The sequence below is a fragment of the Reyranella massiliensis 521 genome (assembly GCF_000312425.1).
Lineage (GTDB): Bacteria > Pseudomonadota > Alphaproteobacteria > Reyranellales > Reyranellaceae > Reyranella > Reyranella massiliensis.
Map to the genome: position 1 here is coordinate 1,406,176 of NZ_HE997181.1, position 25,222 is coordinate 1,431,397.

A 25,222-nucleotide genomic window follows, 5' to 3' on the forward strand; every position below is an offset into this window, starting at 1 on the left:
CTGAGGTTGTCGAGACTTCAGTGATCCGTTGGAGAAGAGCCGAATGGACATCCACAAGAATGCCCGGCTGACGCCGCTCGGTCGAGAGCGGATGGTCAGCCAGATCTGTCGTGGGCAAACGCCGAAGGCCGTCAGTGAAGCCGTAGGCGTTTGTCCTCGCACAGTGCGTAAATGGGTTCGCCGCTACCAAGCGGAAGGGGTGGCGGGCCTGCGGGATCGCAGTTCGCGGCCGCACCGGCTGCGGCGGCCGACGCCGCAAGCCTCGATCAACCGCATCGAGGCTCTGCGCCGCCAGCGCTGGACGGGTAAGGCGATTGCCACTGAGATCGGTGTGTCGGCGGCCACCGTCAGCCGGGTGCTGAAGCGCTTGGGCCTCAACAGGATGAGCGCTTTGGAGCCTGCCGAGCCTGTGCGGCGCTACCAGCGTGACCGGCCAGGCGAGCTCATCCACCTCGACATTAAGAAGCTCGGCCGAATCGGCTCGATCGGCCATCGCATCACCGGACGCTATAGGGGCGCCGTCAATCGGCACCGTGGCATTGGCTGGGAGTTCGTGCACGTCTGCATCGACGATGCCTCGCGCATCGCCTTCACTGAGATCAAGCCGGACCAGCGCAAACACAGCGCCGTCGCCTTCCTCAAGGCGGCCATCGCCTACTACAAACGGCTCGGCATCAAGGTGGAGCGGGTCATGACCGACAACGGCTCGTGCTACCGCTCCAACGCCTTCCGCAAAACCTGTCAGCGGCTGGGTCTCCGCCAGATCTTCACCAAGCCCTACACGCCCAAGACAAACGGCAAGGCCGAACGCTTCATCCAAACTTCTCTACGAGAATGGGCGTACGCTCGTGCCTACGACTCCTCGCGGCAGCGCGCCAAGGAGTTGCCCGTCTTCATCCAACGATACAACTGGCATAGACCTCACGCCGGCATCGGCGGCCACCCGCCCATCAGCAAACTCGGTCTAACCTGGAATAACCTGTTGAGACTCCACAGCTAGCTACTTCGGCAGCTCGTACTTCAGTGTGACCTCACCCAGGCCCTCGATGCGGCCTGTCGCGGTGCTGCCCGGTGGCGCGAACTGGCAAGCAACCATGCTGCCGGTCGAAACGATCATGCCCTTCTTCAGCTGCTTGCCGTGCTCGCCGAGCTTGTTGGCGAGCCAGGCCAGCGAATTGTAGCAATGGCCCAGGACATCGCCGGAATGGCCGGTCCGCACGACCTTGCCGTCGAAGGAGATCGAGCCGTCGAGGTTCGCAAGGTCGAGCTTGCGCCAGTTCTTGTTCGGCTTGGCGAGCAGCGAGCCGCCGTTCCAGCCTGCGTCCATGATCAGGGCATTGACGGTGAGGCGGCTGTAGTCGGCGCCACGATCCTCGATCAGCTCGAAGCCGGCGCGTGCATCGCCCACATATGGCGCGATCGAGTCCTTGTCGTAGCCTTTGCCTCTAGGCTTCGGCACATCGGCATTCACAGTGAGGATGATCTCGAGCTCGACGCCGAGGCGGGTCCAACGATCGGCGCGGACGGCAGCCTTGTGCTCGAAGACTCGCTTCTTGCGGATCGGTCCGTAGGCAGGGCCGCGCAGGCCGGTCTGTTCCCAGATCTGCGGCGAGGTCAGCGCGATCTTGTAGCCGACACAGGGGCCTTGCTTCAGGACCTGCTTCTTCAGGAACGCGTCTTGGATCTTGTAGGCGGTGCGCTCGTCTGCAGGCATGAGATGTTCGGGCCACCAGCCGACGACGGCACGCGCCTTGTCGACTTGGTTCAGCCAGTTCGCGACCCTGGCGATGCTGAGCGACATGCGTTCCCCCCCTTGCTTGATTTCAAGCGGCCCGCATAGTGCCACCATGATGGCAGAAGCGGCGAAACATTTTGGCCCGGTCCGCGCCGGAGCCGTGGTCGGTGTTGTCCTGGCAGGCGGCGAGGGGCGACGGATGGGGCCGGGCCCCTTGAAGCCGCTGCGGCCGCTGGCCGGCCGGCCGATGGTGGCGCATGTGGTCGAACGGCTCCGCCCGCAGGTCATGGATCTGGTCGTCGTGGCGAACGACCCGTCGCCTGCCTTTCGCAAGCTCAAGGTCCCCGTGATTGCCGATCCGCCCGACATCCAGGACGCGGCGCAGCGCGAGGGACGGCGGCTGGGACCGTTGGCCGGTATCCTGGCCGGAATGGAATGGTCGCTGCGGGAGCATCCACACGCCGGCTGGATCCTGACGGCGCCGGCCGACGTGCCCTTCCTGCCGCTCGACCTGACCGTGCGGCTTTGCGGGCTCATGCATGTCCCGGAGCCCGACGTGCTGATGGTCCGGCATGGCAAGCGGCGCGAGCACACACTCGCCGTCTGGTCGGTCAAGCTCGCGGGCGATCTCAGGCGGGCGATACTGGAAGAGGGCGTGCGCCGGGTCGACGAGTTCGCGCGGCGCTACGTCTTCGAGGAACTGGTCTGGCCGGGCGGCGGGGCCGCACACTTTCTGAACGTGAATACGCCGGCGGAACTCAAGGTCGCGGCAGGTCGGCTGACTGGAGCTCGATCACGTTCCCGTCGATGACGACCTTGCCGGCATTCTCGAAGTTCACAGTGATGCGATGTCCGGCAATCGACTGGATCTGGCCAAGGCCCCAATCCGGTCGGTCGGCGTGGCGCACGAAGTCTCCGGGCGAAAGTAAGGCATTGCCGGGCTTGTCGAACAAGTTTGCGTGACTCCAGGCTGTGGCTACGATAGCCCGCGTGTGAGGGCTGGTGAGCTCAAGCTGGCCTATATAATCCATGCCGCCATGTCAGGGAGAAATTCATGAACACGACCCGCATTGCCATTGCCACGGCTCTCGCTGCCGCCCTTGCACTGCCGGCCACCGTCCAGGCGCAGGGCAACATGGAGAAGTGCTACGGCGTAGCCAAGGCCGGCAAGAACGACTGCCAGACGGCGAAGTCGTCCTGCGCCGGCACGTCGAAGACGGACCATCAGAGCGACGCCTGGATCTCTGTTCCCAAAGGCACCTGTGACAAGATCGTCGGCGGCAAGCTGACTGCTGGCTGAGCATGCACGCCGTCGCCGGCATTGGCCTGCGCTCGCCGCATCTTGCGGAGGTGGCGCATGACCGGCCGGCGACAGGTTTTCTCGAGGTCCATGCCGAGAACTATCTCACCGGATCGCCGGCCCTGCAGAACATCGAGCGGTTGCGGGCCGACTATGAGTTTTCCCTCCACGCGGTGGGCCTGTCGCTCGGCTCCGTCGAGGGAATAGACAACGCTCATCTCGAACGCGTCGCAGCTCTCGCGGAGCGCCTCGCGCCGGCTTTGATCTCCGATCATCTGGCCTGGAGCGTGAGCGGCGGACGTTATTTCAACGACCTTCTTCCGCTGCCCTACACCGAGGAAGCGCTCGACGTCGTCGTGGGCAATGTCCAGCGGCTTCAGGATCGGTTGAAGCGTCAGGTCCTGGTCGAGAATCCATCCTGTTATCTGGGTTTCGCGCATTCGACGTTCTCGGAACCGGCGTTCCTGGGCGAGCTCGTGCGGCGCAGCGGCTGCGGCCTGCTGCTGGACGTGAACAACATCGTAGTGACGGCGCACAATCTCAGGCTCGATCCCGCAGCCTGGCTCGCCGACCTGCCGGCGTCGGCTATCGGCGAATACCATCTTGCCGGCCACGCGGTGAACGATGCCGACGGCGAGCCGATCCTGATCGACGATCATGGCAGCCGGGTGAGCGCGGAAGTGTGGTCGTTGTTCGACTCGGTCCTCGAGCACTATGGGCCTCGTCCGACGCTGATCGAATGGGACACCGACCTCCCGGCGCTCGGGATCCTTCTCGAAGAAGCGGCACGCGCTGGCCGTGCCTTGGAGGTCAGGACAGGGGCGGATGCTCGGGCTGCGTGATCTGCAGGCAGCCTTCGCCGGTATGGTGAAAGGCGAGGACCAGCGGCGGCTGGAGGCGGCTGTGGTGGGAGATTCCATCCCTGCCGCCGCTCGGCTTCGCGTCTACCGCCATCACGTGGAGCGAAGCCTGGCCGCTGCATTAGCGACTACATTCTCGACCGTGCAGGCGATCGTCGGTGAGGATTTCTTTCGGGCGATGGCCGGGCGCTATGTCGACGGCGATCTGCCGCGCCAGCCGGTGCTGGCCGAATACGGCGCCGGCTTTCCGCGGTTCATCGCGGGTTACGAACCTGCAGAGTCCCTGCCTTATCTTGCCGATGTAGCCCGCCTCGATTGGGCGCTGAACCTCGCCTTCCACAGTTTGGCGGCGAACTATCTGACGGCCACTGACCTCTCCTCGCTGTCGGCGGAGCGCGTGGCGGAGCTGCCCCTGGCGCTGGCGCCTGGGGCCGCCGTCCTCCGTTCGAGCTATCCCATCGATCGGATTTGGCGGGTCTCTCAACCAGGGGCGGCAGACGAGACCGTCGATCTTGGGGCCGGAGGCGTAAGCCTGCTGGTTCTGCGGCAAGAGGACGATGCAGCCTTTATCCAAGTCAGTGAAGCCGAAGAGGCATTTCTGTCGGCTGTAGGACGGGGCGAAACCCTGGAGAGGGCGGCCGAGGTTGGCTTTCGAACCGATGATGCTTTCGACCTGCCCACGACGTTCACGCGTCTGCTCGCTTTGAATGCAATTGCTGCAACGCAACATCGCTTGGGCGATGGAGTCGAAAAAGCCCTGTAAAAATAGGGGCTGATCAGGTGGCAACTTATGCTGCACTGCATGGCTAGAATCAGTCAACGACACTGAACCTTCTTGCGGTGCAAAGGACCGTCCCTATACTCCGCGCGCCTCAAGGGTCCGCCGTCCCCTCGGTGGACCAGTAGTCGCTGCGAGTGGAGTTGCCGACAATGTCGATCACGTTGCCGCAGAATTATCGGCCGACTGAGCGTGAGCCTTTTATGAACCCGATGCAGCAGGAATACTTCCGCCAGAAGCTGCTGAAGTGGAAGGGCGAGCTGATCGAGGAGTCTAACCAGACGTTGCAGAACATGCAGGAGGAGAGCCTGGCTCAGCCCGATCTCGCCGATCGCGCGACTGCCGAAACCGATCGCTCTCTTGAACTGCGGACCCGCGACCGCTTCCGTAAGCTGATCTCCAAGATCGACCAGGCGATGAAGTCGATCGAGGAGGGGACCTACGGCTACTGCGAAGAGACCGGCGAGCCGATCTCCCTGAAGCGTCTCGAAGCCCGTCCTATCGCTACGCTCTCGGTCGAGGCGCAGGAGCGCCACGAACGCATGGAGCGGACGCGCCGCGACGAAGGCTGATCTTTTGAAAGAGTGCGAAGGCCTTCAGGCCTTCGCCTCCTTCTGGAGATCCTGGCGCAGCAGCGCGCGGCCGGCGCGGCCGCTGCCGACCCTGCCGTCGCGCCAGACGACCTCCCCGTTACACAGCACCGTGTCGATGCCCTTGGCCGGCGAGATAGGCTTCTCGAAGGTTGCCGTGTCGATCACGGTCGCCGGATCGAAGATGCAGATGTCGGCATAGAAGCCGGGCTTCACCTCGCCGCGCTTGGTGAGATGGAAGCGCTGCGCCGAGTAGGACGTCATGCGGCGCACAGCATCTTCCAGCGGGAAGAGCTTCAGCTCGCGCGAGTAGTGGCCCAGCACCCGCGGGAAGGTGCCCCAGAGCCGCGGATGCGGGTGGGTGTCGAAGGGGATGCCGTCGGAGCCGATCATGGCACCGGGGTGAGCCATCGCGCTCTGCACATCCTTCTCGTCCATCATGAAGTAGATCGCCCCGGCGGGCTGAAGCCGGTCGGCTGCGTCGTAGATCGAGCAGCCCATTTCCTGGGCGATCTCTTTGAGATCGCGACCGCTCACGTTCTTCACCGTGTCGGACCAGGTGATCAGCACCTTGTCGGCACGGTCCAGCATTTCCTTGCGTAGAATGGTCGAGCCCGCGACGTAGGGATAGACGTCGAAGGAAATCTGCTGCTGCTTCATCGCCTCAGTGAACTTGGGCAGCGTCTCCTTCATGCGGCCGAAGTTCGTGCGGCCCGAGCACTTGTGATGCGAGACGATGACCTCGGCGCCGGCACGGCGGCCGATCTCGAAGGTCTCGTCCATCGACTTCAGGATATCGTCGCCCTCGTCGCGCATGTGCGCGGTGTAGACGCCGCCCCACTTGCCGAGCGGCTTGGCGATCTCGGCCACCTCGTCGGTGGAGGCCGCCATTGCCGGCGGATAGAACAGGCCGCTCGACATGCCGATGGCGCCCTGTTCGAGGCTCTGGTCGAGCAGGTCGCGCATGACGCCGATCTCGGAGGCCGTCGCCTGGCGGGCGAGATTGTCGCCCATGGCGTTCATGCGCAGGGTGGAGTGGCCGATCAGGAAGGCGCCGTTGATGGCGGGCTTGGCCGCCTGGACCTTGCCGGCGAACTCCCCGAAGCTCTTGGCGACATTCTCCGGCTTCTTGACGATCAGAGTCAGGAAGTGGCCGATATCGTCGCGCGTGAACGGTGCGGCCGAAGCGCCGCAGTTGCCGCACACGACGGTGGTCACGCCCTGGCTCGCCTTCATCGCCATGGTGGGATTGTCGATCAGCGCCGTATCGTCGTGCGTGTGCACGTCGATGAAGCCCGGCGCCACGACCTTGCCTTTGGCGTCTATCTCGTTGTCGCCCTTGAGTGAGCCGGGGGCTTCGACCGCGGCAATGCGATCGCCCTTCAGGGCGACGTCGGCGGCGAAGAGCTTCTTGCCTGTCCCGTCGGCCACCTGGCCGTTGCGGATGACGACATCATAAGCAGCCATGTCGAAACTCCTACGCTTCGTTGCGGCCGAGCCGCATGTCGAGGTCGAACGGATAGAGCGGCCGCTTGACCCGTGTGTACTTGAACAGCTTGAGGTCGGACGCCGTGCAGCCGTCACCGTCGCACATGACGATATGCTTGGCGATCGGCTCGAAGCCTGCACGGAAATGCTGGCGCGACTTAATCAGCACGTATTTCTTGCGTCGCGGATCGATGCCGCAGTGGGTAAATACGCCGAGGTCGTAGGGCTCCGCACGCTTCTCGGAGACCACGATCTGCATCTTGCCGGTGTCGAGCACGGCCGTGCGGCCCATGCGCACCGTGGTGCCGGTCGCCATCGGGCCCGTGACCACGAACTGGCCATCGGTGATCGCCTTCACCTTGCCGGTGACCTTGAGCGGCTTGCCCTTCAGGCCCATGGCCGGCATGTCGATCTTGCCGCCGAGCTCCAGCGTCACCTCGGCGCCGACGCCGGCCTTGATCATCTGCTCGACACAGGCGGGGTCGCAGATCGGGCCGGCGCATGCATCTTCGAGGTCCTGCTTCATGGCTTCCTCGATGACGCTCATCACGTCCTGCGTGCCGCCCGAGGCGGTGTTGTCGCCGTGGTCGGCCATAACGACGGGGCCGCCGTCATAAGACTTGGCGCGGGCCACCTGGACGGAGAGCGGCTCGGGATGGAACAGGAAGCCTTCGCGCTTCTCCCAGGCGGTATCGAGGATCTTGTTCAGCAGGATCTCGCCTTCGGCGGTGCGCTTGTCGCAGACGATCACCGAGGAGAGGGCGAGATGGGGGATGTCGGCCTGCGGGAAGCCGCCGAACACCGAGGCGTTCAACACCTGGCCGGTGTCCTCGGCCTGGTTGGCCATGCCCATCAAGGTCTTCATCGGCTCGCGCGACGGCGTATGGACCAGCGAGCTGCTCATGATCGGCCGGTTGCCCCAGACCATCTTCGGCTCGACTTCGCCCGCCAGCATCCGGATCAGGGTCCGGCCGGCGCGCTGCGCCGTGTCGCCCATGTCGATGTGTGGATAGGTGCGATAGCCGGTGATGATGCTGGCGCCGTTGATCATGGCGTCGGTCATCTGCGTATGGAAATCGAGCGCGACGGCGATCGGCACGTCGGGGGCGATCTTGCGGATGCGGTTCAGCAGCTCGCCTTCGCCGTCGTCGTAATGTTCGGCGACCATGGCGCCGTGCAGGGCGAGCAGGACCGCATCGCAGCCCTTCTTCACCTCGTCGACGATTGCCGTCGTCATCTGCTCGTAGGCAGCCTTGGTGACCAGACCCGAGGGATTGGCCGACGCCGCCATGGGAACGGTGAATTCGGCGCCCGCCCTGCGGGCGACGTCGATGAAGCCGCCCAGGGAGGTGTTGGTGCCCTCGGCTTCCTTGATGGCCATCGGGCCGCTCAGGGACCCGGCGCGGGCGAAGGACTCTATGGGTGTGGGTAGGGGAGAGAAGGTGTTCGTTTCATGCATCATCATTGCAACGACAAATTTCTTAGCCAACTCGTCCTCCATCCAGGCTTCAAGCCTTTGAATACCCTACAAAAATGCACAGGCCCGATTCTGCAAAAGCAATGCACCCAGTGCAAAGCTGTATCCCATGATTATTGTGCGTTGCAAAAAAGACACACCCAAATACGCACATCAACAGACGTTAAACATGTGAATTCAGGGCTCTTTTTTGTTCTTGAAATCCCTTCGCAGGTGCACCATTCTTAGGGGGCAGCAAACGCCGCCTCGGCGGCCTCTTTGTTTGCTGTATGCCCGTCTTGGGCGTTTCCTCCCTAAACTCGGGCCGTGCTTGTCACGGCCCCTTTTTTTTGCCCAGTGCCTGATTACTCGGCGGCGAGCCGGTGAGGCAGCAATATCTCGACGGACTGACTGCCCATCTCTTGCAAAAACCCGGTGATCAGCTTGGTGAACACGCCGATCGTGGGCAGTCGTTCGTGGCGTGCTTCATCCATATAGAGCGCGCGATTGATCTCGATCTGCAGTGCGTGGCGCGACAGTGAAGGGCGGCCGTAGCACTGGGTCGTGAAGCCGCCGGCATAGGGCTGGTTGCGCAGAACACGCAGGCCGCGCGCGCGAAACCACGACTCGGCGCACGCAACGAGATCCGGCGCACAAGACTCGCCGTGATTGTCGCCCAGCACGATGTCGACGCGGCTGTCGCGGTCCCGTGTACCGAAATTGGAGGCCGAGGAGGGCATGGAGTGGGCATCGACCAGCAACGCGCCGCCGAAGGTGCTGTAGGTCCGTTCAAGCAGTATCGAAAGCGCCGTGTGATAGGGGCGCCAGCAGGTTTCGAGCCGCTCCTCGATCGTCTCCGACGGCACGCGCCCGCGATAGATCGCTTCGCCGCTGGCGGCCACGCGCGGGATCATGCCGAGACCTGCAGCCACGCGCGTCGTGCGATGGTTGAGCGCCCGCGGCAACGGGCCGTCGAACATGCCGGGGTCGAGCTCATAGGGCTCACGATTGGCATCGACGTAGGAGCGAGGGAAACGCGCCGCCAGGAACGGCATCCCGAGGGCAGGGGCTGCTCCGAACAAGTCGTCGACGAAGGCATCCTCGGCCCGGCGCAAGGCGGCGAGCGGCACGGCGGCCTGATCGAGGAAGGCGGGGGGGTAGAACGATCCGCTGTGCGGCGACGCCACCACGACCGGGACCGCCTGCTGTGCCGGAAGGCGGCAATCCAGGGCCTCGTGATCGGGCAGAGCCGGGAGATTGTTCATCCCCTGCTAATAACCCGCGCGACGAAGCGCGTCACGCCTCACGCTCTTGCCAACCGTCGATCCGCGATGTAGACGACCGGGCTTCCGCGTTGCCGGTGCTCAGGCACCCCAGCAACCTCAGGCGATGGGCGCGTAGCTCAGCGGTAGAGCACTGTCTTGACATGGCAGTGGCCACAGGTTCGATCCCTGTCGCGCCCACCATCGCCTAACCCTTACGGGGCAGCATTTTACGCTTCTTGGTCGGTTTGCGCACGACCTTCTTGGGCGGCTGTTTTTGCGCGTGATTTGCGCGTACCCGCCCATGTGCCAGCGTCTCCGCGCCGGCCTTCAGGTCGCTCATCATGTGCTTGCCGTAGACTTTCTGCAGCGTTCGCATGCTGGTTGCCATCATCCCCGACACGATCCATGCAGAGACTATAGGCAGCGCGAGTGATGCTGCGGTGTGCTTCAGGACATGCGGCGTGACGTGCGGCAACTTCTTCTCGCCGGCCTTCGTCAGCATTTTGTTTGCCGCCTCGACCGTATTGCGGAACGCGCGCTTGACGCCCTTGATCGGTCGGGTGGTGCGTCGCTCGCCGTCGCTATTGCGAGCGTTGTGATACTGGATGACGTTGTCGCCGGTCTGTCGCTTACGCAGCCGCCGTAGGCTCGCCACGAGACGAGTTGGAATGCCGGTTGCCGCGCGACGCTTGCGCGAGTGATTGACCCCGGGCAGTCGGAAATCGACGGTGCCCGCTTTGAGGTCGACCCTATCCCAGGTGAGCTGCAGAATCGCGCCACGCCGCGCGCCGGTATAGACGGCAAAGCGGATGAACAGGGCGATGTGATCGTACCCTAGAGCGCGCGCCCCACGGAGCAGGGCGGCGATCTGTGGGCGGGTGAGGGCATGGGGGCGCGGGTCTGGCTCCTCAAGCGCGGGCACAAATGGAGCGGTCGCAAGTTCTCCGTTGCGCACGGCGCGCTTCAGGGCTGCCCGCAGACGTACCAGGTGCTGATTGATCGTGCCGGGGGATTTCCCTTCGGCAACGCATTGGGCAACGTATCGCGCGTGGCTGCGGGCATTCACGAGAGACACCGTGCCGGACCCGTAAAATTCCTTCAGGTGCTTGATGGCTATGTTTGCCCGTTCGGCGCTCGGCAAGTGCTTGGCATGACCCGGAAGGTCCAGAACGTGTTGGCAGAGGCTGTAACCTTGCCGGCCGAGGAAACGACACGCGCCACTTCCTTGGCCGGCGCCGGGGTTTCCGGGGCTTCGTCGATCTGGAGTGCCTTGTTGGCTTCGGCTTCCTCGCGTTCGCGGCGGCGCTGCTCCTCCAGCTTGGCCCGCTGCCACGCATTAATGGCGGCCACGGCTGTGTCAGCGGCGTCCTGGACGGGCTTGGCGAGCTTCTGGAAAAACCCGTCGACCGTCTTGGCGTCCTTGTTGATCTGCTCCTTTTCGCCCTTGCGAGCCTTCTCGATCATCGAGAGGACGCCCTTCAGGGACTTGGCACGCTCGCTATAGTCGGCCAGATCATCGTCCACCATGATGGGCGACAGGGCTTCCAGGGCGAGCACGTCGGCCGCTTGCTGGGCCAGCGAGGCGTGATCGATATCCAGCCGTTCGGCCAGGGGCGGCTGGTTGTGACCGATGTTGCTCATGCTGCCACCTGCTGGGCGTTGCTGCGGACTTCATCGAAAGCGGCCTGAAGGCGCTCGTATTCCTCCGGCGCGGCTTCCTCCAGCCAGCCGAGAGGCGAGAACTTCGCGCCGGCCGGAACCACCTGCTGCTCCTTCCACCACTTGTCGAGGGAGCCGACATGCTGGCCGGGCAGGCGGATTGTCTGGATGGCGTTGTCGGTCCAGGTCTTGGCCTTCTCGGCAGCCGACTTCTTGCCGGGCGCGGCAGGCTTACCGGGCAGCGCACCCTTCTCGCGCGTCTCGTCGAGAGTGCCGTCGTTGCGCGCCTCGTCGACCCAGTTCGATCCGGTGTTGCGGCGCGGGCCGTTCTGGGCCTCGATATCGCGGCGAGCATCCTTGATGGAATCGGTGGCGGCCGTCATCATCGAGCCGCGACGTGCGGGCCGGAAATCGGTGCCAGCGTTCGCGGAGCCCACGCCGGGCTTATGGGGCTCGTCGCCACCATTGCGACCTGCCGCGCCGTTGCCGTCGTCATCTTCCTCGGGGGCAACGCCAGCCACAGCCATCAGGGCATAGCGCCGGCCGTAGGTGATGGCAGAGCCGACGCCGTGAGCATTCATCTGCGTGCACGGCATCCAGAGCACATCGCTCATGTACTCCCCGCTAGTGTGGAGCAGGGTCGTCTCGATCTCCACGCCGTTGTTGACGGTGCGCGGAAACTGCACGATGGACAGGCCATTGTCGGTCAGGGGCTTGCGCACGGCCTCCCACACCGACGACAGGTCGGCATACTTGGTCTTGAAGTGCGGATTGTTAGAGTCCTTCTTCGCGCCCTCGATGACCGACTGCGCCTTGCAGAGGGCCGCCGCCAGCTTGGCAATCTCCTGGGAGGGACCACAAAAGGCATTCGAGAACGAAGGCAAGATGCGTGACGACTACGGCCGTGAACCGGCGGTCAAGGCGTATCGCACCGTCGTGCCCATGCTGGAGTCGGCCAAGGACGCGGCGACGCGCCCGACGCGCGCGGCCGACCTCAACCTTGTGTACGCCTTCGCCAAGATGATGGACCCCGAGTCGGTAGTCCGCGAGAGCGAGACGGCGGGCGTGGTGGCGACGGCGAGCGTGGCCGACCGTCTGGCCGGGTATATCGGCCAGCTCAACGGACAGGCGATGCTCTCTCCCGAGACACGTCAGAAGCTCTTGAGCGAACTGGAATCGCGCTTCGGCGCCTTGAAGGCATCCAACGACGAAATCACGCGTGCCTATACGGAGACTGCCAAGTCCTACGGCCTGAACCCCGACCGCATTCTGTTCAACGTGCGCAGTGGCGGGAGTCCGCAGGCCCCGGTCGCCGGACCCGCCCCAGCGCCCAAATCCACCCCCGGCCAAATGCCCAAGATCACGGGCAATGACGACTACGCCAAGCTGCCGAGCGGCACGACTTTCATTGCCCCGGACGGCACCACGAGGGTCAAGCCATGAGCTGGCAGGACGCTCCCATCGTGCAGGGCGGCACCTCGTGGCAGGACGCGCCCCAGGCGTCGTTCCTGGACCGCGCGGGCCGATATGCGAAGGGCGTGCTGCGCGAGGCCGGCCAAGGCTTGACCTTGGGGTTTGGCGACGAAATCGGCGCGGCCATCGACGCAACGCTGCCGGCGCGCGAGCTGATCTCACAGGTACGCCCCATCTCCCAAGCGGAAAACTGGCAGGCCCGGTACGACGAAAACCTCGCGCGCGAGCGTGGTGAACGCAGGCAGTTTGCCGAGCAGAACCCCACGACGGCAACCGCGGCGAATGTCGGTGGCGCGGTCGCGGGGGCGACGCTTCTGCCGGCCTCTATGTTCGCTGGCGCCACGCTTCCCATGAATATCGCGAAGGGCGCGGCCACCGGCGCTGCCCTTGGTGGGGCTCAGGGATTTGGCGAAGGCGAGGGCGGGCTTGGCAATCGCCTCAGGGGCGGTGGCACCGGCGCACTGATCGGTGGCGCCATCGGCGCGGCCGCTCCCGTGGTTAGCAGCGCCATCGGCTACGGCTACGAGAAAGCTGCCCCCAAGGTCCTCAACTTCATCGCCAACAAGGCCGATGACTACGCGCCGAAGGTGGTTCCCGGCTCTCTCTCGGCGGCCGCTCCCGAAGGCGGGATGGTCACGCAGGACAGCCTCGCGGCCACGATTGCCGACAGCTCGCGCGGCGCGGCCAATCGCATCGAGGGCGACGCGGCGGTCAAGCGCCTCGCAACGGAGATGGCGCGTTCCGGCGGTTCGACGCAGGCACGCCAGAAGCTCGCGGAACTGGGCGAGGGGGCCTTCCTCGCGGATACCAGCAAGGGCGCCGGCCGTCTGGCCAATCTCGGTGCGATCCTGCCGGGCGAAGCGGGGGAGAAGTACACGGCCGCCTTCGGGCAGCGTAATGCGCAGACCGGACAGCGCTTCCTCAACACTCTGGGCGACGAAGCCAAGCGGCCCTCGATGTTCGACGCCCAGCAGTTCCTCGACAAGTACCGCAGCGCCAAGGGATCGCAGATTTACGATCCCGTGCTGCGCAATGGACAGTTCAACATCTCGCCCGAGATGGACGACCTACTGAAGGTCCCGGCCATCCGCGAAACCATGGACCAGATCATCGCGGACGCCAGCAAGTATGGCGTGGACCTTGGTGCCGCGGAAGCTGCGCATCTCGTGAAGCAGACGCTCAACAAGAATGTCGAGGCGGCCTTCCAGAGCGGCAAGGCGATAAACAAGGACATGGTGCGCAAGGCGGGCGATGCCTGGGAGAAGGCCCTGTGGAGTGCCAACCCGGCCATCCGCGAGGCCGACACGGCCTATGCGCAGATCGCCTCTCTGCCGGACTGGCTGGAGCGCGGCGCCAACTTCATGAAGGCCGGACAAGGTGAAGCTGCCGTAAGTGTCTCGCCCGCGGCGCTGGCGGCCGACTTGCCTGGTGCCACCGGGCCGCAGATGCAGTCCTTCCGCACCGGCTCGACCAACGTCATGCGCGACGCGGCCACGAGCGGGCCCGAGTCCACACGCCGGCTGGCGAAGGCCATAGCCGACAACGAGATCATGCAGCAGAAGCTTGCGGAGATTTACGGCCCGCAGGTTGCCGACGATCTGATGCGCCGATCCGCAGCGGAGCGCACCTTTGCCAAGACGCAGGGGACGGTACTGGGCGGGTCGCAGACCGCCGAGCGCACGGCGGCCATTGCCGACGATGCCGCGCTCACGATCCCGACCGGCAGCAGCTCGCCCGTCTCGCTCCTTCAAGCCTTCTTTGATCGTTACGCCAAGATGCGGCAGCCCAACGAGGCCGTGCGCTCCCGGCTGGCCGATCTCCTCGCCAATCCCGACGCGGCGGCGAACGCGGAAACGCTTCGTCTCGTTGACGAAATCCTACGCCAGCAGACCGGCGCCCGTCCCTTCGCGGCGGGTGTAGCGGGCGCGGCTGGCGGCAACTTCTCGGCACCGAGGTAGAGATGCCCCGCAACGGATCTGGCCAGTACCTCCTTCCGCAACCGGCCTTCGTGCCGGGGACGACGATTGCCTCGTCTCCGATGAACTCCGACCTGTCGGATATGGGCGCCGCGATCTCTCAGTCGATCTCGAAGGACGGGCAGACGACCTACACCGGCAACCAGCCGATGGGAGGCAACAAGCTCACCGGGCTCGGTGACGGCACCGCGTCGACCGATTCGGTGAACCTGGGGCAGGTGGCGGATGGCGTTCTGACCTATGGCGGCGTTGCCACGGGAAGCGCGAATGCGATCGTGATCGCTCCCGCCCCTGGCATCACGACCTACGAAGTCGGACAGATGTTCAGCTTCAAGGCCGCGGCCAATAACACGGGCGCAGTGACAGTGAATGTGAACGGCGTCGGCGCTGGCGCGGTGACGTGGCCCGATGGGTCGGCGCTCGTGGCCGACGATATCGTTTCTGGCGGGATGTACGAGATCGAGGTGGCGGCAGCCACTCCGGTCTTTCACATGCAGACCGGCGCCAATGTGGCGGCCACGCAGGCCGCAGGCAACAGCACCCGCAAGATCGCCACGACGGCCTTCGTGCAGGGGGTGGCGGCAAAGGTCTACGTACAAACCTTCACGAGCAGCGGCACCTACACCCCACACGCCGGCATGGTGAACTGCATCATCGAGTGCGTCGGCGGCGGTGGTGGCGGTGGCGGCGTCAATGGCGCGGCGTCTAACTCTGCGGCGTCGGGCGGTGGGGGCGGCGGCGGGTACGCATCCAAGCTAGCCACTGCTGCTGATATTGGAGAATCGAAGGCGGTCACGGTGGGCGCGGGGGGCGCGGGGGGATCTGCGGGTGCCAACAACGGCTCTGCCGGTGGCGACACGTCGGTTGGCTCTTTGTGCATCGCCAAGGGCGGCTCGGGTGGCGTCGCGGCGAGCCCGGTCGGGAACGTCTTCAATGGCGCTGGCGGTGCTGGTGGCGTGGCCGGGACTGGCGACATGGCGCGCGCGGGACAGCCGGGGCTTCCGGGCATTGGCGGCCAGAACGCTATCACTGCATGGCCCTCAGGCGGCGCGGGCGGCTCGACGCCGGTCGGCGGCGGCGCGGCGGGCGTTTCTCTTTCCGGCGCTGCATCCACGACCGTCGCGGGCTCGCACGCGCCAGCCAATACGGGCGGCGGTGGCTCGGGCGCGCTGGCTTTCAACACGTCATCGACGGCAGCGGGCGGCAACGGCTCGGCCGGCTTCGTTCGCATCACCGAATTCTGCAACCAGTGAGGCAGGCATGTATCCCGATCTGAAGAAGACCTCTTGGACGCCTCAGACGGTCGCCGCAAATCAGGCCGCGACTGCGCTCGGGAGCGCTGGAGCAAAGGGCGATTACCTCGCGCGGCTTATCTGCACGGTCGCGACGCCCGCTACAGCTCAGGTTCAGATCAAGGACGGCAGCGGCTCGGCCTACACGATCCTGCCGAACAGCCCGGGTGGAGGAATCGGAACCTACACTATCGAGATCGGCGCCTGCTCTCAGATCGGCGCTTGGCAGGTTGTCACCGGGGCCGGTGTCACCGTCCTTGCCGTCGGGATGTTCACCTGATGGCTGATATTCCCTACACGTTCTCTGATCGAGCCGGACGGGTCCCTGGATCTTACCTGGATGCAGACCTTGAGTTTGTGCGTGACGTCAGTAATGCCACGGGGACTCTACGGACCCCAAACGGCGGCACTGGCAACACGTCGCTGACCAACAACGGCGTGATGATCGGACAGGGCACAAATGCCGTTGCCGTGACCGCCCCGCTCGCGGACGGCGAGGTGCTGGCCGGCAACACAGGCGCCGCGCCCACGGGCCAGACCATCGAGACTATCCTGCAGGCCAAGCCCAGCGTCTCCTTCGAGACGATTGCGCTACTCAAAGGCTACCAAGGCCCCGCCACCGGCGTCCTTGTCACGGAAGAGGGGCGAGGTGGCGAATTCGCGTGGCGATCCGGCGACCAGTCCGCGAACGTCACCGCTGATCCGCGAGGGGGCGTATGGGTTGCGCCCGATAGCGGTCCGACTGGCGCTACCGGCGCGTGGCAGCGCCTGTTCGACGGTCCTGTTCACATTAAATGGCTTTGCGAGGGCGTAGGCGACGAGACGGAGGGCATTAACGCATTCCTGGCGCTCGCCCCGGTCTACAAGGACCTGTACATCGACGCCGGGGCGTACAACTTCACCATGGCCCTGACGCCGGTGCTGGGGACCGGGCTTCGCATCGCGGGGCCGGGGCTGCTCCAATATACCGGGAGCAGCCAGACTCCGGGCGACCTCGTTACGTTCGGCGACGGCACCAACGTCTACGAGGACCTGAACCTGTACGACTTCACTGTCGGCAGTACGACGGTGCTTACGTCAGGCGCGGCCATCCGCATCAAGAAGTACGTCAACATCGAGGTCAATCTCCTCATCAACGGCATTCCTGGCGGCAACGGCAACCTGTGGGATGGCGTCTGGTTCGACAAGTCATCGACGTGGAATCTGAACTCCTCGCTGATCTATACGCGTAACAGGCAGGTAATTTGGAACGAGGGCTCGGGAGGCCATCTCAACAGCGCGTGGGTTGCGGGAAGCAGGTCGCCCGCAAACGGCGTCGCCAGCATCCACTGCGGCGGCGGCTGCGGCGGGCTTCATACCGAGATGGTGCGTCAACAGAACAGCACCATTGGCTTGCTGATCGACACGACCATCAGCGGGACGGGCAACACGCAAATTTTCATCGCATCGGATAGTGAGTTCGATCTCAATCTGACCGCCGGCATGAAAGTCGACGATACGTCCGTCAACACGCTTTCGAAGGTCATCTATGCGGAGGGTTGGTTTGCGGGCACGACCGGCGGGGACAATCTGCTGATCACGAATTGGACCGGCGGCGACGTTCGTTCCAGCCTAGGCGTCTTCAAGAACGCCAGCGGCAGCGGAATCGTCTGCAACGACAACTCCGTCACGATGGTTCTCGGCAAGTCCGTCGAACTGGCCGACAACGGCGCCTATGGCGTGACCGGCTCGGCGGAATTGACAATCGAATGCAGCGCAGTTCCGATCAACAACGTCAGCGCGCCGTTCGGCTCGAACATCACATCAAGGAACACGCGCTACGGCACCGATGTGATCCGGATGAGCCCGACATCGGGTTGGATTACGGACGCCAGCGACAACGTTGTCACGATTGCCAACGGCGCCAATGCGGCTATCGCGGCAGGCGCTGGCCTTATCGTGATTTCCAATCCGAACGATGGAGATGTGGGCATGTATCTCTGCGGCGGCGGTGCGTCGCCGCTGGTAGCAGCCTCTACGGGTTCAACATGGGTCGCGTCCACCACCACGCCGGGGGCAGGGAAAGCTTCAATCGCCTTCGACGGCGCAAGCGCTTACCGGATTTACAATAATGCGGGCGGATCGAGAGACTTCGCCGTGGCTCTGACGCGCGTCAGGTCCGGCATCTAGCCGCCCAGATGATTGCCTCGAAGCCATGAAGCGCCCAGGTCCCCGGTTTGATCCAACCGCTCTCGACGGACTCGTGTTCGTTGTACAGCCCGAGCAGCATGTCTGCGAGGGGGCGGTATTCCGGCGCGGACACGATGAACTCGAACCCCCGCATGGTCGCCACGATTTCGTGGAAGGACGGCGGCCGTCCTTGATGGGTTCCGTCGTCGAAGTAGTTGAGGCCGCCTCGCCGCGACGGCAGGGAAGCGCTGAGTTCGGACGGAAAGAGCATGTAGATTTCGCCGCCGGGCTTCACTGCACCGAGCATGGCGGCGAGCGTCGCGCCCCGGTCGTTGCAGTGCTCCAGATTGTGGGTGGAGATGACCCCTTCGAATTGCCCCAGCGTCGCGATCTTGCCGGCGAACTCCTCCGGGCTGACAAGAACATACTCGTTGGCGGCCATTGGCCGATCCTGGTTGTAGTCTCCGACATCGAGACCGACGTAGTAGCAGTCCGGGCGAATGTCTTTTACCCGAAAGGGCGCGTTGTTCCCGCAACCCACGTCGAGGATGCGAGCGCCGCTTGGCAGGCCGCGAAGAAAGGACACCTGGGATGTGAACATCCCATTGTCTTCCCGCCTGTCGTAGATGCTCCAGTCGCCGCCGGCCTTGGCTGCCGCCGCCGCCCGCGCGCGACCGATCGTGGAGAGAGTTTCGAATTTGGCCTGAATGGCGGCGCGAACAGTATCGAGCATGCGAGAGAGCCTATCCGAACGGGGGTAGGTCGGGAAGGCGCCTCATGACTGAGCAGGCATCCAAAGACAGCCGGGGCATGCAGGCCTACCGCTGGTGGATGAGTGTCGGCCTCGCGGCGACCACGACGCTGGCGGGATTGATCCTGTCTACCGTGCAGAAGACGGCGGACGACGTGACGGCCCTCAAGGTGGGCTTCTCGACACTCAGCGCCAACCAACTCCACCAAAGCACGCGCATAGACGCCATCGAGCGCCGGAACGACCAGCAAGACGAGAAGATCGGGGACCTGCAGCGGCAGGTCTGGCGGATGACGCCGGGTGTGCCGCCCAGCGCGGCCGAAGAGCAGCAGCGCCAACAGTGGCAGCGGAGATAGAAGATGGAGAACGTAGTCTACCGCATCATGAGCGTCCCGCAGAACAGCGGCGACAAGGCCCGCGCGGAGTGGGTGGCCAAGCTGATGCCGGGCGCGGAGCCCACTGCCCGCAAGCTCGGCATCTCGCCCGAGGCGATCATTGCGCAAGCCGCCCTTGAAACCGGCTGGGGCAAGGCCGCCATCGGCAACAACATCTTCGGCATCAAGGCATCGGGCAACTGGACCGGCAAGACCCAGACCGTCCTTACCTGGGAGCATGTCGACGGCCAGAACGTCCAGATCCACGACACCTTCCGCGACTACCCGAGCATTGCCGACAGCTTTGCCGATCACTTTTCCTTTCTGGAGAAGAACAGCCGCTACAAGGCGGCGGGCGTCTTCGACGGGAAGGGCGACGAAGCCTACTTCCTGGCCCTGCAGCGCGCGGGCTACGCGACCGACCCGGCCTATGCCGCCAAGCTGGGCTCGATCCTGCGCACCGTGAAGGGCTACACGGCGAAGATGCAGCGCGTCGTGGTGGAAGCCCCCAAGGGCTACGAGGTGAAGCCGGACGGCAACATCGTGAACCCGGACCCCAAGCGCGGGAGCATCGTGAAAGACGCCGACAAGGGCAGCGCCGCGCAGACCATCACGGTTGCGGCCGGCGCCGCGGCCCCAGTGGTGACGGCCTTCGCCGGGCTCGACTGGAAGGTGGCGGCGGTGCTGGGCGCGATGGTGCTGGTGGGCGGCGTTATCGCGCTGTTCTACTTCCGCTCGATCCGCCGGGCCCGCCTCGATATGGCCAAGCAGGGCATCGTCTGATGGCGTGGCTATCTGAGCAGTGGGGAAAGCTGCTCGCCGGCCTCGCCATCGTCGGCGGCATTCTGCTGGCAATCGGCAAACTCAAGCAGGCAGGCCGTGACGCAGAGCGCGCGGACCAGGCCAAACGCAACGACGAACTCAGGAGGCAGGCCGATGCGACCCGTGCTGATTGGGATGCTGCCAATAGCGGCGATATTGCTGACGGCGTGCGGAAGTGGACCCGCGACTAGCCCGCAATCCTACTGCACGGCGGCGCGGCCGATCTACCTCAGCAAGGCGGACAAGCTGACGGACGAGACGGCTAGGGCAATTGTGGCTCACAACGAAGTCGGCCGCGTTTTGTGTCAGTGGAAGCCGCCGGGGAAGTAGGAACGTAAATCCCAACCTGCGTGCGAAGCAGAATCATATACGTGCTATCGCCTCATTCATTCACTTCCGGGGTTTTGCCGGAAAGGACCTCTTCGGCAAGTCCTCTCGGGTCGTTGTGCCCGGCCGCGATCTTCTTGATGGCATCCAGGGCATCCTCTCGCAGCTTTCGATTGGCGGCGCGGGCTTCCCATTCGGCGGCATTCCGCTTCGACTCGGCTTCCCATTTTGCTTGCCGGTCTGTCTCCCGTTTGACGACGTTCGGAGGGTAGTGAGTGGCGCACCATAGGTGACCTTCGCACGAAAGCTTGCCCTTCCGCGAGCACTGGCCTGGAATCGAATGGCCATTTCCCAGAGGCGAATAGACCGTGGCCGGGCAGAACCCCTCTGTCGGCCCAACGTAGCCTTTGGCCCATACATCATATCGCGTGTGCAGGCCGTACCGAGCGCCCTCATACTCGACATAGTTCTTGGGCCGCTCTGTGAGCACCTGTGCCGCTGGGTTCGTACGCGCAATTTGCGCGTCCTTCACGATATGTTCCGGGTGTTTTGTCGAGTCATCCACAGCAGTACCTCGTTATTTATCAAATACTTAGCAGATGGGCCGGGCCTTGACATGGCAGTGGCCACAGGTTCGATCCCTGTCGCGCCCACCATCGCCCCCGGCTCCCAAGTGAGGAGCCGCCACGAGCACAGGCTCGTTGTTGCTGCGAATTGTTTCCTACCAGGACGGCTTGGGCGAGAAGCTCCTGGCCGCCTGCGAAACGCGTTCATCAAGGGGCGTTGCGGCGTCGAACTTGTATGTGGTGCCGACGGCGGACTGGCTGACCCGGTCGCCGTAGGCGTTCGCCAGGGCATGCAGCGCGCGCCATCCGGTGCAGTGCCCGGTGATGAAGTCGCGGACATCGAACGGCTTGAGGGCCTCGACGGTCTCGGGAATCAAATGCTCCATGACGCCGCCGAGATGCAGTCCGCCCATGACGGCGTGGATCGGCGTATCGGGAAACAGGCGCCGCGTCTCGGTGCAGACGTTGACGATGCCGGCGTGCGAGCAGGCGCTGAACACGATCAGGCCGAGATCGCGCACGTTTACGATGAGCATGCGCTCGTCCATCAGGAAGGGATCGGGCCGCCATTCCTCCTCGTTGTCGCTGCGGCAGAGGTGGTCCTCGCGGCCTTTCTCGAAGGCGCTGACCCTGGGAATTTCGCCGCTGTAGTAGAAGTGGCCATCGAGGAGGAGACGCGCCTTGCCGTCGTTCACGACACGCGCGCCGCGCGCCTCCATTTGTGCGGGCGTAGGAACGCGTGCGGCAGGAAAGATCGTGCCGTCCTTCAGCAGGACGCCACGCTCGTTGAACATGCCGGGATTGACGTGGACCGAGACGCTGTTGCGGCCGCGGCGGGCGACGATGGCATCGAGGGCGGCGGGCAGGGCGCCCATATGGTCCCAGTGGCCGTGCGTCACCGCGATATCCTCGACCTCACCCAGGTCGATCGCCAGATTGCGGCAATTCCGGATGAAGGCCGCCCCCTCCGTGCCGGTGTCGAAGAGAATCACATGCTCCCTGTCGCCGAGGCGGGACCGGAGCCGCAGCCCATAGCCCAGGTTGGCGACCAGCAATGTCTCGCCGGATATCTCCTTAGCGCCCGCCAGCAAGATGCTTGCCATTTCCGACACGGCGAAAGCCGGCTTGCTCGCATACGTGTCGCTCACATTGTCGGTGATGACATCCACCGTCAGCGAATCGAGGGCAACGAGCGAGGGCATGTGTCTTTCCTTGGTTGGAAGTGGGGGAATCCTAACGTCGTCAATAGTGCTTGATGAAGAATCCGATCGAGATCGCGACGCCGAGTACCACCACGACGGCCCGCAGCACTCGCGGATTGACCTTCGACGCGAACAGGCCGCCCATCTCGCCGCCTGCGAAAGCGCCGATCCCGAGGGCAATCGCTGCGGGCCATTCGACCAGCCCGGATCCGTAGAAGAGCAGGGCGGCGGCGAAGTTCGAGACCAGGCTGACCGTCTGCTTGACCGCGTTGATGCGCGTCAGCGTTTCGGACATTACCAAGCCCATTAGCGCCAGCACCACGATCCCCAGCCCCGCACCGAAGAACCCGCCGTAGAACGCGCCGACCAACACCACGCATACCAGCGCGAGATCGCTGCCGGTCCCTTCCGACGCAGCCTCACGGTGCGAGAGCCGGGCGACGGCTTGTTTGATGCGGTCCTCGAACGCCAGCAACAGCGTCGCGAGCAGGACCAGCCAGGGAACGAGCTTTTCGAATGTTCCTGCATCCGTTCGCAGGAGAATCCAGCCGCCCAGGAGACCGCCCACAGCCGCTGCGGGAACCGAAATCAGGACCTTGCGACTCTGACTGATCAGGGCCCCGCGCTGGGCGAAGGCACCGCTGAGATACCCCGGGATCAGGGCCATCGTGTTCGTTACGTTGGCCTGCAATGCCGGCACGCCGAGCGCTGTAAGGGCGGGAAAGGTGATCAGGGTGCCGCCGCCGGCGAGTGAATTGACAGCGCCGCCGACCAGTCCCGCCAAGGCAGCCAAGGCGAGATGCACCCATGTCCATTCCATTCCGTCCCCCTGAACCGTTTACCGGCCTCGATGGTGTCTGTGCGGAATAATCGCAGTGATGCATTCCTCGGCATCACCTTCTGGGGTATCGCCGATAGTCTTGACATGTCGGGGGGCGCGGGTTCAATCCCTGTCGCGCCCATCATCGCGCAACCACCGGCCCTTGATCGGAAACGAGCGCTATCGGACCGTAGAGGATCACTGGAGTCCCGATGTCCGATTTCTATTCGCTCTATTCCCACGAATTCGTTCGAGTGGCCTGCTGCGTGCCGCGCACCAGGGTCGCCGATACGGCCTATAATCTTGCCGAGACGCTGAAACTTGCGGCCAAGGGCGACAAGGCCCGCGCGGCCGTGATGGTGTTTCCGGAACTCGGTCTCTCGTCCTACTCGATCGAGGATCTGCTGCTGCAGGACGCGCTGCTCGACCAGGTCGAGGCGTCGATTGCCGAAGTGGTGGCTGCGAGCCGCAAGCTCTTTCCGGTGTTGATCGTGGGGGCGCCGCTGCGGGTGTCCAGCCGGCTCTACAATTGCGCCGTCGTCATTCACCGTGGCGAGATCCTGGGCGTCGTTCCCAAGATCTACCTGCCGAACTATCGCGAGTTCTACGAGAAGCGCCACTTCGTCTCCGGCGCCAATGTCATCGCCCACGAACTCGAGCTGGCGGGGCATACCGTGCCGTTCGGCACCGATCTCCTGTTCCAGGCGAGCGGCGTCGATCTCACCTTCCATGTCGAGATCTGCGAGGACGTGTGGGTGCCGATTCCACCATCGAGCCACGCAGCCCTCGCCGGCGCGGAGCTGCTGGTGAACCTGTCGGCCAGCAACATCACCATCGGCAAGGCGGAGGCGCGGCGGCTGCTGTGCGGCAGCCAGTCGATGCGCGCGGTCGCCGCCTATGCCTATTCGGCCGCGGGGCCGGGCGAGTCGACGACCGATCTTGCCTGGGACGGCCATGCCGCGGTCTACGAGCTGGGCGATCAGCTTGTCGAGTCGACGCGCTTCGAGAAGGATTCGACGCTCGTGCAGGCCGACATCGACCTTGGCCGCATCCGCCAGGAGCGCCTGCGCTATGGCGGTTTCGCCGATTGCGCCCAGCAGGAGCGCGAGCGGGTTAGCCGCTTCCGGCGCGTTCCTTTCACTCTGGAGCCGCCGAAGAACCGCGTCGCCCTGGAACGCGCCGTCGAGCGCTTCCCCTATGTGCCGTCCGATCCCGCCAAGCTGCGCGACAATTGCTACGAAGCCTACAACATCCAGGTCCAGGGTCTGGCGCAGCGCCTGCAGTCGAGCCGCACGGAGAACGCGATCATCGGCGTATCGGGTGGTCTCGACTCGACGCACGCGCTGATCGTGACCTGCCGTGCCATGGACATGCTGGGGCTCAGCCGCAAGAACGTCTTCGCCTACACCATGCCGGGTTTCGGCACCTCGGATAAGACGTACAAGAATGCCTGGCGGCTGATGAAGGCGCTGGGCGTCACGGCCGACGAGATCGACATCAAGCCGGCGGCAACGCAGATGCTGGCCGACATCGGCCATCCTTTCGGTAAGGGCAAGAAGGTCTACGACGTCACCTTCGAGAATGTGCAGGCGGGCTTGAGGACAGATTATCTGTTCCGGCTGGCCAACCGGCATCGCGGCCTCGTGGTCGGCACGGGCGACCTGTCCGAGCTGGGCCTCGGCTGGTGCACCTATGGCGTTGGCGATCACATGTCGCACTACAATCCTAACGGCTCGGTTTCCAAGACGCTGATTCAGCACCTGATCCGCTTCGTTGCCGCCTCCGGCGACGTCGACAAGGAAACCGCCGCGATCCTGCACGATATCCTGAACACCGAGATATCGCCGGAATTGATTCCGGCCGGTGCCGGCGGCGTCATCCAGTCGACCGAGCAGTCGGTCGGCCCCTATGCGCTGCAGGATTTCAATCTCTACTACCTGACACGGCTTGGTTATCGGCCCTCGAAGATCGCCTTCCTCGCGTGGAATGCCTGGCACGATGCCGAGAAGGGCGCATGGCCGGCGAACCTCGACGGCGACGCGCGCCGTGCCTACACGCTGGCGGAGATCCGGCATTGGCTGGCGCTGTTCCTGCGGCGGTTCTTCACCAACCAGTTCAAGCGCTCGGCGGTGCCCAACGGGCCGAAGATTTCGTCCGGCGGTTCGCTGTCGCCGCGCGGCGACTGGCGCGCGCCCTCCGATGGCAGCCCCGATGTCTGGCTGGCCGAGCTGAAAGCCATTCCGGAGGCGAAGGGCAAGTAGGCGCCTGCTTCTCTTGCGTGCCACTCTTGCTTGGTGGGGCCAAAATGCTACCAAGGCC

The 25,222-nt window shown here is 64.3% G+C and carries 27 protein-coding genes and 1 tRNA gene; 16 read left to right on the forward strand and 12 right to left on the reverse strand.

The genetic code is table 11. The annotated features are described in order from the left end of the window. Positions 1–43 precede the first annotated feature (43 nt). A complete protein-coding gene (locus BN60_RS06900; RefSeq protein WP_043283700.1) occupies positions 44–1,000 on the forward strand; it encodes an IS481 family transposase in 957 nt (318 codons plus the stop codon). Here the strand turns inward: BN60_RS06900 and BN60_RS06905 are convergent, their stop codons facing one another. Then, entirely contained in the window at positions 1,001–1,801 is an 801-nt protein-coding gene (locus tag BN60_RS06905) for a 2-keto-4-pentenoate hydratase (RefSeq protein ID WP_020695280.1), read from the reverse strand. A gap of 46 nt (positions 1,802–1,847) precedes the next feature. Here BN60_RS06905 and mobA point away from each other — a divergent pair, with 46 nt between their 5' ends. Beyond that, a complete protein-coding gene (gene mobA, locus BN60_RS06910) occupies positions 1,848–2,546 on the forward strand; it encodes a molybdenum cofactor guanylyltransferase (protein WP_177324773.1) in 699 nt (232 codons plus the stop codon). Here the strand turns inward: mobA and BN60_RS29475 are convergent. After that, entirely contained in the window at positions 2,494–2,688 is a 195-nt protein-coding gene (locus tag BN60_RS29475) for a DUF3553 domain-containing protein (RefSeq protein ID WP_245539815.1), read from the reverse strand. The two genes, mobA and BN60_RS29475, sit on opposite strands and share 53 nt — an antisense overlap. Positions 2,689–2,789: 101 nt before the next feature. Here BN60_RS29475 and BN60_RS06915 point away from each other — a divergent pair, with 101 nt between their 5' ends. From BN60_RS06915 to dksA, 4 genes are all read left to right on the forward strand, one after another. Beyond that, a complete protein-coding gene (locus tag BN60_RS06915; protein WP_020695282.1) occupies positions 2,790–3,035 on the forward strand; it encodes a BufA1 family periplasmic bufferin-type metallophore in 246 nt (81 codons plus the stop codon). 2 nt (positions 3,036–3,037) lie between these two features. Next, on the forward strand, positions 3,038–3,877 hold the full coding sequence (gene bufB / locus BN60_RS06920) for an MNIO family bufferin maturase (RefSeq protein ID WP_020695283.1): 840 nt from the start codon (positions 3,038–3,040) through the stop codon (positions 3,875–3,877). Further along, a complete protein-coding gene (locus BN60_RS28640; RefSeq protein ID WP_020695284.1) occupies positions 3,861–4,658 on the forward strand; it encodes an HvfC/BufC N-terminal domain-containing protein in 798 nt (265 codons plus the stop codon). The genes bufB and BN60_RS28640 overlap by 17 nt, the downstream gene beginning before the upstream one ends. A gap of 167 nt (positions 4,659–4,825) precedes the next feature. Beyond that, entirely contained in the window at positions 4,826–5,245 is a 420-nt protein-coding gene (gene dksA, locus BN60_RS06930; RefSeq protein WP_020695285.1) for an RNA polymerase-binding protein DksA, read from the forward strand. Positions 5,246–5,269: 24 nt separating this feature from the next. Here dksA and BN60_RS06935 read toward each other — a convergent pair whose 3' ends face one another. The 3 genes from BN60_RS06935 to BN60_RS06945 form a co-directional block, all read right to left on the reverse strand. Continuing rightward, positions 5,270–6,730 carry an N-acyl-D-amino-acid deacylase family protein gene (locus BN60_RS06935; RefSeq protein WP_020695286.1) on the reverse strand — a complete coding sequence of 487 codons (1,461 nt, stop codon included), beginning with the start codon at positions 6,728–6,730 and terminating at the stop codon, positions 5,270–5,272. A gap of 10 nt (positions 6,731–6,740) precedes the next feature. After that, a complete protein-coding gene (locus tag BN60_RS06940; protein WP_215905887.1) occupies positions 6,741–8,240 on the reverse strand; it encodes a M81 family metallopeptidase in 1,500 nt (499 codons plus the stop codon). Positions 8,241–8,572: 332 nt separating this feature from the next. After that, on the reverse strand, positions 8,573–9,472 hold the full coding sequence (locus BN60_RS06945) for an N-formylglutamate amidohydrolase (protein ID WP_020695288.1): 900 nt from the start codon (positions 9,470–9,472) through the stop codon (positions 8,573–8,575). Positions 9,473–9,598: 126 nt separating this feature from the next. Here BN60_RS06945 and BN60_RS06950 point away from each other — a divergent pair. Then, positions 9,599–9,673 (forward strand) — tRNA-Val (locus tag BN60_RS06950). Between the two features lie 4 nt (positions 9,674–9,677). Here the strand turns inward: BN60_RS06950 and BN60_RS29480 are convergent. From BN60_RS29480 to BN60_RS28645, 3 genes are read right to left on the reverse strand one after another with little or no spacing between them, the layout of a single operon-like run. After that, on the reverse strand, positions 9,678–10,613 hold the full coding sequence (locus tag BN60_RS29480) for a site-specific integrase (RefSeq protein WP_177324774.1): 936 nt from the start codon (positions 10,611–10,613) through the stop codon (positions 9,678–9,680). Continuing rightward, a complete protein-coding gene (locus tag BN60_RS30740; RefSeq protein ID WP_020695290.1) occupies positions 10,586–11,113 on the reverse strand; it encodes a hypothetical protein in 528 nt (175 codons plus the stop codon). Before BN60_RS30740 ends, BN60_RS29480 begins: the two co-directional genes overlap by 28 nt. Next, positions 11,110–12,015 carry an ERF family protein gene (locus tag BN60_RS28645; protein WP_020695291.1) on the reverse strand — a complete coding sequence of 302 codons (906 nt, stop codon included), beginning with the start codon at positions 12,013–12,015 and terminating at the stop codon, positions 11,110–11,112. Before BN60_RS28645 ends, BN60_RS30740 begins: the two co-directional genes overlap by 4 nt. Before the next feature lies 1 nt (position 12,016). Between BN60_RS28645 and BN60_RS06970 the strand changes: the two genes are divergently transcribed. From BN60_RS06970 to BN60_RS06990, 5 genes are all read left to right on the forward strand, one after another. After that, a complete protein-coding gene (locus BN60_RS06970) occupies positions 12,017–12,574 on the forward strand; it encodes a hypothetical protein (RefSeq protein ID WP_020695292.1) in 558 nt (185 codons plus the stop codon). Then, the gene (locus tag BN60_RS06975) at positions 12,571–14,562 is read left to right on the forward strand and encodes a hypothetical protein (RefSeq protein WP_020695293.1); all 1,992 of its coding nucleotides are present in this window, start codon (positions 12,571–12,573) and stop codon (positions 14,560–14,562) included. Before BN60_RS06970 ends, BN60_RS06975 begins: the two co-directional genes overlap by 4 nt. Positions 14,563–14,642: 80 nt before the next feature. After that, positions 14,643–15,833 (forward strand): glycine-rich domain-containing protein, encoded by a 1,191-nt coding sequence (locus BN60_RS28650; RefSeq protein ID WP_177324775.1) that lies wholly within the window; start codon positions 14,643–14,645, stop codon positions 15,831–15,833. Between the two features lie 7 nt (positions 15,834–15,840). After that, the gene (locus BN60_RS06985) at positions 15,841–16,152 is read left to right on the forward strand and encodes a hypothetical protein (RefSeq protein ID WP_020695295.1); all 312 of its coding nucleotides are present in this window, start codon (positions 15,841–15,843) and stop codon (positions 16,150–16,152) included. Next, entirely contained in the window at positions 16,152–18,041 is a 1,890-nt protein-coding gene (locus BN60_RS06990; protein ID WP_148283338.1) for a hypothetical protein, read from the forward strand. The genes BN60_RS06985 and BN60_RS06990 overlap by 1 nt, the downstream gene beginning before the upstream one ends. On the opposite strand, the gene BN60_RS06995 is transcribed toward BN60_RS06990, so the two are convergent. Then, positions 18,025–18,774 carry a class I SAM-dependent methyltransferase gene (locus BN60_RS06995; protein WP_020695297.1) on the reverse strand — a complete coding sequence of 250 codons (750 nt, stop codon included), beginning with the start codon at positions 18,772–18,774 and terminating at the stop codon, positions 18,025–18,027. The genes BN60_RS06990 and BN60_RS06995 overlap by 17 nt on opposite strands. A 44-nt stretch (positions 18,775–18,818) precedes the next feature. On the opposite strand from BN60_RS06995, the gene BN60_RS07000 reads away from it, so the two are divergent. From BN60_RS07000 to BN60_RS30265, 3 genes are read left to right on the forward strand one after another with little or no spacing between them, the layout of a single operon-like run. Then, positions 18,819–19,148: a hypothetical protein gene (locus BN60_RS07000; protein WP_020695298.1), complete on the forward strand. Its 330-nt coding sequence runs from the start codon at positions 18,819–18,821 to the stop codon at positions 19,146–19,148. A 3-nt stretch (positions 19,149–19,151) separates the two neighbouring features. After that, the gene (locus BN60_RS28655) at positions 19,152–19,949 is read left to right on the forward strand and encodes a glycoside hydrolase family 73 protein (RefSeq protein WP_020695299.1); all 798 of its coding nucleotides are present in this window, start codon (positions 19,152–19,154) and stop codon (positions 19,947–19,949) included. After that, positions 19,949–20,179, forward strand: coding sequence for a hypothetical protein (locus tag BN60_RS30265; RefSeq protein ID WP_020695300.1), 231 nt, complete (start codon positions 19,949–19,951; stop codon positions 20,177–20,179). Before BN60_RS28655 ends, BN60_RS30265 begins: the two co-directional genes overlap by 1 nt. Positions 20,180–20,370: 191 nt before the next feature. On the opposite strand, the gene BN60_RS07015 is transcribed toward BN60_RS30265, so the two are convergent. The 3 genes from BN60_RS07015 to BN60_RS07025 form a co-directional block, all read right to left on the reverse strand. Continuing rightward, positions 20,371–20,880, reverse strand: a complete 510-nt coding sequence (locus BN60_RS07015) for a hypothetical protein (RefSeq protein WP_148283339.1) — start codon at positions 20,878–20,880, stop codon at positions 20,371–20,373. A gap of 156 nt (positions 20,881–21,036) precedes the next feature. Next, positions 21,037–22,083, reverse strand: coding sequence for an MBL fold metallo-hydrolase (locus tag BN60_RS07020; protein WP_020695301.1), 1,047 nt, complete (start codon positions 22,081–22,083; stop codon positions 21,037–21,039). A 40-nt stretch (positions 22,084–22,123) separates the two neighbouring features. After that, the gene (locus tag BN60_RS07025) at positions 22,124–22,903 is read right to left on the reverse strand and encodes a sulfite exporter TauE/SafE family protein (protein WP_020695302.1); all 780 of its coding nucleotides are present in this window, start codon (positions 22,901–22,903) and stop codon (positions 22,124–22,126) included. A gap of 212 nt (positions 22,904–23,115) precedes the next feature. On the opposite strand from BN60_RS07025, the gene BN60_RS07030 reads away from it, so the two are divergent. Further along, positions 23,116–25,164 (forward strand): NAD(+) synthase, encoded by a 2,049-nt coding sequence (locus tag BN60_RS07030; protein WP_020695303.1) that lies wholly within the window; start codon positions 23,116–23,118, stop codon positions 25,162–25,164. The last annotated feature ends 58 nt before the right edge of the window (positions 25,165–25,222 follow it).

Excerpts from the sequence above, each read along its gene's own strand:
- BN60_RS06935 (WP_020695286.1), bottom strand. The coding sequence starts at position 6,730 with ATGGCTGCTTATGATGTCGTCATCCGCAACGGCCAGGTGGCCGACGGG.
- dksA (WP_020695285.1), top strand. The coding sequence starts at position 4,826 with ATGTCGATCACGTTGCCGCAGAATTATCGGCCGACTGAGCGTGAGCCT.
- BN60_RS07025 (WP_020695302.1), bottom strand. The coding sequence starts at position 22,903 with ATGGAATGGACATGGGTGCATCTCGCCTTGGCTGCCTTGGCGGGACTG.
- BN60_RS30265 (WP_020695300.1), top strand. The coding sequence starts at position 19,949 with ATGGCGTGGCTATCTGAGCAGTGGGGAAAGCTGCTCGCCGGCCTCGCC.
- BN60_RS07020 (WP_020695301.1), bottom strand. The coding sequence starts at position 22,083 with ATGCCCTCGCTCGTTGCCCTCGATTCGCTGACGGTGGATGTCATCACC.
- BN60_RS28655 (WP_020695299.1), top strand. The coding sequence starts at position 19,152 with ATGGAGAACGTAGTCTACCGCATCATGAGCGTCCCGCAGAACAGCGGC.
- BN60_RS07000 (WP_020695298.1), top strand. The coding sequence starts at position 18,819 with ATGACTGAGCAGGCATCCAAAGACAGCCGGGGCATGCAGGCCTACCGC.
- BN60_RS06995 (WP_020695297.1), bottom strand. The coding sequence starts at position 18,774 with ATGCTCGATACTGTTCGCGCCGCCATTCAGGCCAAATTCGAAACTCTC.
- BN60_RS06945 (WP_020695288.1), bottom strand. The coding sequence starts at position 9,472 with ATGAACAATCTCCCGGCTCTGCCCGATCACGAGGCCCTGGATTGCCGC.
- BN60_RS28650 (WP_177324775.1), top strand. The coding sequence starts at position 14,643 with ATGAACTCCGACCTGTCGGATATGGGCGCCGCGATCTCTCAGTCGATC.
- BN60_RS06970 (WP_020695292.1), top strand. The coding sequence starts at position 12,017 with ATGCGTGACGACTACGGCCGTGAACCGGCGGTCAAGGCGTATCGCACC.
- bufB (WP_020695283.1), top strand. The coding sequence starts at position 3,038 with ATGCACGCCGTCGCCGGCATTGGCCTGCGCTCGCCGCATCTTGCGGAG.
- BN60_RS07030 (WP_020695303.1), top strand. The coding sequence starts at position 23,116 with ATGTCCGATTTCTATTCGCTCTATTCCCACGAATTCGTTCGAGTGGCC.
- BN60_RS06900 (WP_043283700.1), top strand. The coding sequence starts at position 44 with ATGGACATCCACAAGAATGCCCGGCTGACGCCGCTCGGTCGAGAGCGG.
- mobA (WP_177324773.1), top strand. The coding sequence starts at position 1,848 with ATGATGGCAGAAGCGGCGAAACATTTTGGCCCGGTCCGCGCCGGAGCC.
- BN60_RS30740 (WP_020695290.1), bottom strand. The coding sequence starts at position 11,113 with ATGAGCAACATCGGTCACAACCAGCCGCCCCTGGCCGAACGGCTGGAT.
- BN60_RS06905 (WP_020695280.1), bottom strand. The coding sequence starts at position 1,801 with ATGTCGCTCAGCATCGCCAGGGTCGCGAACTGGCTGAACCAAGTCGAC.
- BN60_RS06915 (WP_020695282.1), top strand. The coding sequence starts at position 2,790 with ATGAACACGACCCGCATTGCCATTGCCACGGCTCTCGCTGCCGCCCTT.
- BN60_RS28640 (WP_020695284.1), top strand. The coding sequence starts at position 3,861 with ATGCTCGGGCTGCGTGATCTGCAGGCAGCCTTCGCCGGTATGGTGAAA.
- BN60_RS06975 (WP_020695293.1), top strand. The coding sequence starts at position 12,571 with ATGAGCTGGCAGGACGCTCCCATCGTGCAGGGCGGCACCTCGTGGCAG.
- BN60_RS06990 (WP_148283338.1), top strand. The coding sequence starts at position 16,152 with ATGGCTGATATTCCCTACACGTTCTCTGATCGAGCCGGACGGGTCCCT.
- BN60_RS06985 (WP_020695295.1), top strand. The coding sequence starts at position 15,841 with ATGTATCCCGATCTGAAGAAGACCTCTTGGACGCCTCAGACGGTCGCC.